7 protein-coding genes are annotated in these 6,889 nt (G+C 72.3%); 1 reads left to right on the top strand and 6 read right to left on the bottom strand.

The window, feature by feature from the left end; all coding sequences use genetic code 11:
- Nucleotides 1-237: 237 nt before the first annotated feature.
- From ACH4YP_RS14345 to ACH4YP_RS14325, 5 genes are all read right to left on the bottom strand, one after another.
- Nucleotides 238-1,512, bottom strand: coding sequence for a glycosyltransferase family 4 protein (locus ACH4YP_RS14345; protein ID WP_398490734.1), 1,275 nt, complete (start codon nt 1,510-1,512; stop codon nt 238-240).
- Entirely contained in the window at nt 1,509-1,946 is a 438-nt protein-coding gene (locus ACH4YP_RS14340) for a hypothetical protein (protein ID WP_398490733.1), read from the bottom strand. The genes ACH4YP_RS14345 and ACH4YP_RS14340 overlap by 4 nt, the downstream gene beginning before the upstream one ends.
- On the bottom strand, nt 1,943-2,833 hold the full coding sequence (locus ACH4YP_RS14335; protein ID WP_398490732.1) for a sulfotransferase family protein: 891 nt from the start codon (nt 2,831-2,833) through the stop codon (nt 1,943-1,945). The genes ACH4YP_RS14340 and ACH4YP_RS14335 overlap by 4 nt, the downstream gene beginning before the upstream one ends.
- Before the next feature lie 83 nt (nt 2,834-2,916).
- The gene (locus ACH4YP_RS14330; protein WP_361062405.1) at nt 2,917-3,759 is read right to left on the bottom strand and encodes a PaaX family transcriptional regulator C-terminal domain-containing protein; all 843 of its coding nucleotides are present in this window, start codon (nt 3,757-3,759) and stop codon (nt 2,917-2,919) included.
- 225 nt (nt 3,760-3,984) lie between these two features.
- The gene (locus tag ACH4YP_RS14325; RefSeq protein ID WP_398490731.1) at nt 3,985-4,197 is read right to left on the bottom strand and encodes a DUF5999 family protein; all 213 of its coding nucleotides are present in this window, start codon (nt 4,195-4,197) and stop codon (nt 3,985-3,987) included.
- Nucleotides 4,198-4,431: 234 nt separating this feature from the next.
- Between ACH4YP_RS14325 and ACH4YP_RS14320 the strand changes: the two genes are divergently transcribed.
- Nucleotides 4,432-4,887 carry a DUF6299 family protein gene (locus ACH4YP_RS14320; protein WP_398490730.1) on the top strand — a complete coding sequence of 152 codons (456 nt, stop codon included), beginning with the start codon at nt 4,432-4,434 and terminating at the stop codon, nt 4,885-4,887.
- Between the two features lie 126 nt (nt 4,888-5,013).
- Here the strand turns inward: ACH4YP_RS14320 and ACH4YP_RS14315 are convergent, their stop codons facing one another.
- On the bottom strand, nt 5,014-6,813 hold the full coding sequence (locus ACH4YP_RS14315) for a hypothetical protein (protein WP_398490729.1): 1,800 nt from the start codon (nt 6,811-6,813) through the stop codon (nt 5,014-5,016).
- Between the last annotated feature and the right edge of the window lie 76 nt (nt 6,814-6,889).

Below are 6,889 nucleotides of genomic sequence, written 5' to 3'. Positions count from 1 at the left end.
GGTCGCGTGGTTTGTGGGTCCGGGGGGGCGGTGGTCCCGGTGCTCTCTGCCGGCCGCCCCCCGCCCCCCCCCCCCCGGGGGCGGGGGGCCCCCCCCCCCCCCGCGCCCCCCCCCCCCCACGACCCTGTCCGGACCGGTTCGCTCACGCGTGCGAGCGGGCCTCCCTCAGATCCTTCACCACCGCCTTGACCGTACGGGTCGTGTGCCTGACCAGGACGCGGCACCTGGCCGTGGTGGTCATGCGTGCTGTCCCTTCGAGGCGCCCGCGCCGCGGTGCCGCTGGTCGGAGAGTTCGTGGAGGTCGTGGAGTTCGCGAACCTCGTGGAGTTCGCGGAAGAGGGCCTCCCAGCGGGGGTGCACGGCGTCCGGTCCGTACGAGGCCGCCGTCAGTACGGCGGCGACGCCCATGTCCGCGCGCAGCGCCCGGTCGCCCATCAGCTTGGCCATGGCGTCGGCGAGCGCGTCGGGGTCCTCCGGCGCGACCAGCAGACCGTCGACTCCGTGTGTGAGCACGTCCGAGGGCCCGGTCGGGCAGTCGAAGCTCACCACCGGGAGCGAGTGGCTCATCGCCTCGATCATCACCATCGGCAGCCCCTCGAAGCGCGAACTGAGCACGTAGAAGGAGGCCTTGGCGAGTTCGTCGTCGAGCCGGTCCGTGTGGCCCATCAGGAACACGTGGTTGTAGAGGTGGTGCTCCTCGATGAGCTCCCGCAGCTCGGTCTTCTTCTCGCCGCTGCCGTAGATCCTCAACTGCCAGTCAGGGTACGTCTCGACGAGCCTCGCCCACGCCGGGATCAGCAGGTCGAAGCCCTTCTGCGGGAAGAGCCGCCCGGCCGCCACCGCGATCTTCGAGCGGTGGTCCGAGGGCACCTGGTCGAGGGAGTGCACGGCGTTGGGGATGCGTACGACGCGGGTGCCGGGCAGCAGTCGCTCGTACTCCTCGCGGTCCGGTTCCGTCAGGACGGCGACCGCGTCGAAGCGCGTGTAGGTCTCCCGGATGCGCTGCCGCACGTCGGGCTTGTGCGTGCCGTGGTTCATGTGCTCCTGCGCGACACGCACCACACCGCCCGTCGCGTGCTCCGCGGCCAGGAAGTTGAGCGCGGGCCGCGTGGTCACCAGCACCCCGTCGCGCAGCGAGGAGAGGTACGCGATCAGCCGCCGTTCCACGTACCGGTTGAAGTAGCGGTAGCCGAACTCGCCGCACGGGACGTGCCGCGCGGGCTGCTCGGTGAGCCGGCCGCGGCGCCAGTCCTGCCAGCGTCCGACCACGCCCGACGGCGGGGTGTGGGCCTCCTCGCGCAGGTCGACGACCGTCGTGACCTCCACCCTCGGGTCGAGCGGGAACTGGAGGTCGGCACGGCGGCGCAGCGCGCTCACCAGCTCGACCTGCCAGCCCGCCCGCACCAGGGAGTTGGCCTGGTTCATCACCGTCCGGACGGTGCCGCCGCGTCCGTACGCGTGCAGAAGCAGATAGCGGACCTTCGGCCGCCCTCCGATCTGATGGATCGTCATGTCACGGCTCCCGTGCGGCACTCCAGCGAAAGGTTGTCCTTCACCGTGTAGTACGGACGCACGCCGATGCCGCGTACCCGTTGCTCGGGAAAGACCATGATCTTTTTCTTGCCGTGGATGTCGTCGAGCCGCCGCCCGGCCCTCAACTCCACCTCGCCGTCGGTGAGATGGACGTCCCACTCCTCGACCTCGGTTCCGGCCCTGATCCCGGCCTCGGCGGTGTCGGTCGCTGCCGCCAGGTCGTCGAGGGACAGCTCGCCCTCGAAGCGGTCGCCCTTCACCTGCGCGGGATAGCCGAGGCGCTGTTCCGCATGGCTCCGGCGGGTGAGCAGGAGCCGCCATTCGCCCTCGGCCGGGTGCCCGTGGATGTGTCCGACCAGTCTGACGCGCCCGTCGCGCGGCCAGACCTCCGCTATCTCGGCGTGCGGCTTCACGAGGTGTAGCCCCAGGCCTCGCACATCGGTCGCAGGATCTCCGGTGTCTCGCCCTCGGCGGGCAGTGCCCGGCCGCTCTGCACCCGGCCGGTGCGGATCTTGTCCCGCCAGTCGCCGAGGCCCTTCACGACCTGCGTGTCGTCCTTTCTGCCGTAGTCGAGCATCGACGGCTCGAAGTCCACGTCAAGGAAGGCGCAGAGCCGGCGCATCTCCTTCTCGGGGCCGGCGGTGATGTCCTCGTAGCGCAGGGTGTGGCCGCCGGTGATCCCCTTGCGGGCGTTGTCGACGGCCCGCATGTAGCGCAGCGCGTCGGCGGCGGCTTCGTCGAAGGTCCGCTTGTCGGGGTCGCCCTCGTGCCAGGACCGGGCGATGGACACCGGGTGGCGGAGCAGGAAGACGAAGCGGGCGTCGGGCCAGCAGTCCCGGATGCGCCGGTACACGAACGCGTTGCTGGGCGTCTTCTCGACGATGAAGTCCTTGCCGGACCTGGCCAGTTCGCGGTGCATGACCCGGTCCCAGAGCAGATGCTCCAGATCGCCGCGCTCCAGGTCGAGGGCGCTCATGGCGCGCTGCGACAGCCTGCTGCCGAAGTCGACCTCCAGGCGGCGGATGTGCAGCTCGTGCGGGGAGTGGAACCGTGGGTGCGCGTTCAGAAGCATCCGCAGCAAGGTCGAGCCGGAGCGCACGGGCGACATGATGAAGACCGGCTCCCGCAGCAGCCGGTCCGTCGCGAGGTCCACGGGCGCGGGACATCGGTACACCGGCGTGGGCCGCTTCCCGGGTTTCGCCGCCGTCTTCCTCGGCCGGGGCGGCGCGGCGGCGGCCCTACGCACCTGGAGGCCGGTGGTGGCGGAGAGCGCCCGGTTCAGACTGCGCATCAGACTCATGCGTCACGATGCTAGGCAGGGATCATGAGAGGGGGGCCTGAGGAGCCTGAGCGTTGCCTTAGCGGCCCGAAGTGTGGCCGGCGTCACAGGGATTCGGATTCGGGGTCCTTCTCCGGTACGCCCGCGAAGGCCGCCCCCGCGTTCCGCAGCCGCTCGTGCAGCGCCCGGAAGACGGCCGCCGAGCGGGCGCCCGGCCAGTCCTCGGGCAGCAGCGCGGGAGGCAGCCCGGGATCGGCGTACGGGAGATGGCGCCAGGTGTCCAGGGCGAGCAGGTAGTCGCGGTACGCCTCCTCCTCGGGGGTGTCCTCCCGCGCCTCCCAGTCGTGCAGCACGCGCGCGTGGGTGTCGAGAAACGCCTCGTGCTGCTTGGCGATCGCGGCCAGGTCCCACCAGCGGGCGACCGCCTCGGCCGTCGCCGCGAAGCCCAGGTGCTCGCCGCGGAACAGTTCCACGTACGTGTCGAGCCGCAGCCGTTCCAGCGTGTGGCGGGTCTCCTCGTAGAGGCGGGCGGGCGCGAGCCACACCCCGGGCGCGGCCGTCCCGAAACCGAGGCCGGACAGACGGGAGCGCAGTACGTGACGTTTCTGCCGCTCGGACTCCGGCACGGAGAACACGGCGAGCACCCAGCTGTCGTCCTCGGGGGGTGAGGCCGCGTAGACCCGTCGGTCGCCGTCGTCGAGGAGCTGCCGCGCGTCCGGCGACAGTACGTACCCGGCCGCGCCCGACGCCGTGCGCGCCGGCACCAGCAGCCCGCGGCGTTTGAGCCGGGACACCGACGACCGCACGGAGGGCGCGTCCACGCCGACCGCGGCGAGAAGCCGGATGAGTTCGGCCACGGGCACGGGACCAGGGGCGAAGCGGCCGTACGCGCCGTAGAAGGTGACGATGAGGGACCGGGGAGTGTGCTGCTCGGACACGTTGATCACTCTAGATCGTCACCGTCACGCTTGATCACCTTCCGGGGGGCACGGGATCACATTCCGTTCGTACGGAATCGCCTTCCGTACGTGCCGGGTTGACGTCCGCGCGCGGCCGGAACCGCCGCAGCTCCCCGTGGTGGGGTCACGCCAGGAGCGTATCGCCTTCGTGACGGCAGTCAATGGGCCGCGATAGTCGGCCCGGGTCCCTGCCGCCCGGGAGTCGGGGAAGTGTCAGGCCGCGATGGTCAGTTGCGCGGCCGGCACCCGGTGCGGGGCGACGACACGGCCGTCGGGCAGCAGCACGCCGGTGTCGTCGAAGACGATCGCGCCGTCGCACAGCAGGTACCAGCCCTGCTCGGGGTGCGCGGAGACGATGTGCGCCTCGTCGCGGCCGGAGCGCTCCGAGCGGCCGGCGGACGGGCACGAGGACTGGTGGGAACACATGGCGTACCTCCACGTGCGAAGGGTTCGGCGGCGTTGTCGTCGCCTCGTACGGATAGACCATCCTCCTGCCGCCAACTCATCGGAACAGCGGGAAGGGAAGCGTGACAACACGCGGACAACACTCGGACGTGCCCAGGACGGATGGTGCGGACTCGCCACCAAAGGGGTGATGATCACGCGCGCGAGCACACCGGGCCGGTACCTGTGGAGACCCCCACCCCAGGAGGTACTCCAATGCCATTGCGCCAGGTCATGGGCACAGCCGCCGGTGCCGCGCTGCTGCTGCTCGCTGCCTCGTCGTCCGCGCACGCGGTCACCGGCTCGCACGAACTGTCCGAACGGTCCGGGCCGTTCGAGACGGTGACGGTCGACCCGACCGGCCGGGTCGCCGCGGACGGCACGGTCACCCTCTCCGGCACCTACCGCTGCACGGGCGGCACCGGACCGGTCTTCGTGAGCTCCTCGCTCGGTCAGGGCGAGGGCAAGGTGCGGAAGGGAGTCGGGGGCACCGGCGCGGTCTGCGACGGCGCCGAGCACCGCTGGACGAACACCGACCGCACCGAGCCGGGACGGTTCAGGCCGGGCGCGGCCCGCGTCGAGGCCACGGTGATGGAACTGCGCTCGGGCGGCGGGCTTCCGCTGCCCTACTTCCACGCGAGGCAGCAGCAGGACGTCACGCTCGTCGACTGACCGCCGAGCACGTAACGGGCCCGGCCGCCGGTCCTCCCGGGACTCGGCGGGCGGGCCCGTCCCGGTGTCACCGGCTGCCGCATCCGCGGTTGCGGCCACTGTCGGGCCACGCTCGCCCCTCTCGATTCACCGCTGTCCCTGCTGAGAACCGTCCTCGGCCGGCAGGCAGCCGTCCTCGTCCGAGGGCCCGTTCGCATAGCTGGAGTCCAGCCGGTACAGGCCCGCCCGTCGCACGGTCAGCTGTGTCCAGGGTCCGTCCGGCCGTACGCAGGCGCCGGCGGCCCGCAGCCACGGTGAGTACCGGACCCGGACGGTCACCGTCCCGGGCCGCGGCACCCTCAGCACCACGGCCGCCTCGCCCGCCCGCACCACCTGCGCCGGCGCCGAGACGAGCGGCTCCGCGTCCCTGACGCGGTAGATCCTCCAGTACGCGTCGTGCCACACGGGCTCCAGCCAGTCCTGCCCGGAGGTGACGAGGGCGGCCTCGTGCTTGGCGGGGCCGTCGGGTGTCCCGTCGGGCACGACGACGTATCCCACGGCCCAGTGGCGCAGCCAGGCGTGGTAGCGCGGGGCGTCGAGCGCGCCCGCGTAGAACAGCCGTCCCCGCTCGACGTCCAACTGCCGGTTCCAGCCCCGCATCAGCTGCGCGTGCGGTGCGAAGAGGGTGGCCTCGCGGTGGTTGCGGGCGGGCACCACCTCGACCCGGTCGCGATCCGCGTCGAGCCGGTCGAGTTCGGCGAGCACCCCGGCGGTGTGCGTGGCCCAGGCCGGCACGGACGTGGTGACCCGCAGGTCGTTGACGGTCGTCGTGGTGGTCCAGGCGACCGACGCGGCGAGCGCGAGTGCGACCGGGGCGGCCCAGCGCGCGGGGGTCCGCCACGAGGAGGCCTGCCGCAAGGAGGCCCGCCGCGCGAACGCCCGCCGCGTGAGGGTCCTCCACGCGAAGGCCCTCCGCAGGGCGGGCAGGGCGTCGCCGGACGCGGTCGCGCCCCGCAGGCACACGAGCAGCACCGCGGGGGCGAAGAGCGCCGCGAGCCGTTCCACGTTGGTGCCGATGGGCGAGGGGACGAGACAGGTCAGTACGACTCCGACGGCGTACACCGCCGCCCCGCCCCTAAGCACCCGCCACGCGCGGGGAGCCGCCCAGAGCACGGCGCCCGACAGGAGCAGGGGCAGCAGCATGCGGACCGCGGGCATGGGCTGCTCGCCCTGGAAGGGAAACAGAAGTGCCGTCGACGCACAGACGGCGACGGGCGGCACGGAGAGGACGAGGCACTTGGCGTACCGCCGGTCGAGCAGATACCCGGCACCGGCCACCAGCAGGAAGAGCCCGGCCACCGGACTGGCCAGGGTCGCCAGCAGTGCTCCCAGGGCGCCCGCGGCCAGCCGGCCCCGCCGCTCCGGACGGCCCGCCACGGCCAGCAGGCCCGCGAGTCCGAAGGCCAGCCCGAGGGCGAACGTGGTGCGCCCCGAGGCGACGTTTGCCCACAGCCCGAGAGCGCCGAGCAGCGCGGGCCACAGCGGAACCCTGGCGACGGTCCGCTCCAGCAGCGAGCCCAGCAGCCAGGTGGCGGCCACCCCGGCCAGCACGGAGGCGGTCCGTACGCCCAGCATCGCCATCAACGGAGGGGACAGCACGCTGTAGTTGGCGGCGTGCGTACCGCCGTACCAGAACAGTCCGTACGCCGAGTCCGGGTTCCGGGCGAAGAATCCCGCCCAGGCGTACTGGGCCGCGAGATCGCCGCCGCCCGTCGCGAGGAGCGTCGCCCACACCCCGTACAGCGGGAGTACGGCGAGGACCGCGAGCACCGGGACGCGGCCCGCCCACAGCCGAAGCGGCCGGTACACGGACTTCCGGGGGACGTCGAGGACGCCGTCAGGTCCGGAGGGTGCCGGGGCGACCACGGAGAACGGCTGTGCGCGCATGAAGGCTGTTCCTGGGGCAGAGCGGGTGGGGCGGAAGGGACTGCTGGGGAGGTAGATGCGATTCTCGCCGTTGACG

The organism is Streptomyces sp. NPDC020747, assembly GCF_044334695.1.
GTDB lineage: Bacteria > Actinomycetota > Actinomycetes > Streptomycetales > Streptomycetaceae > Streptomyces.
This window is presented reverse-complemented; position numbering and strand designations above follow the sequence as displayed.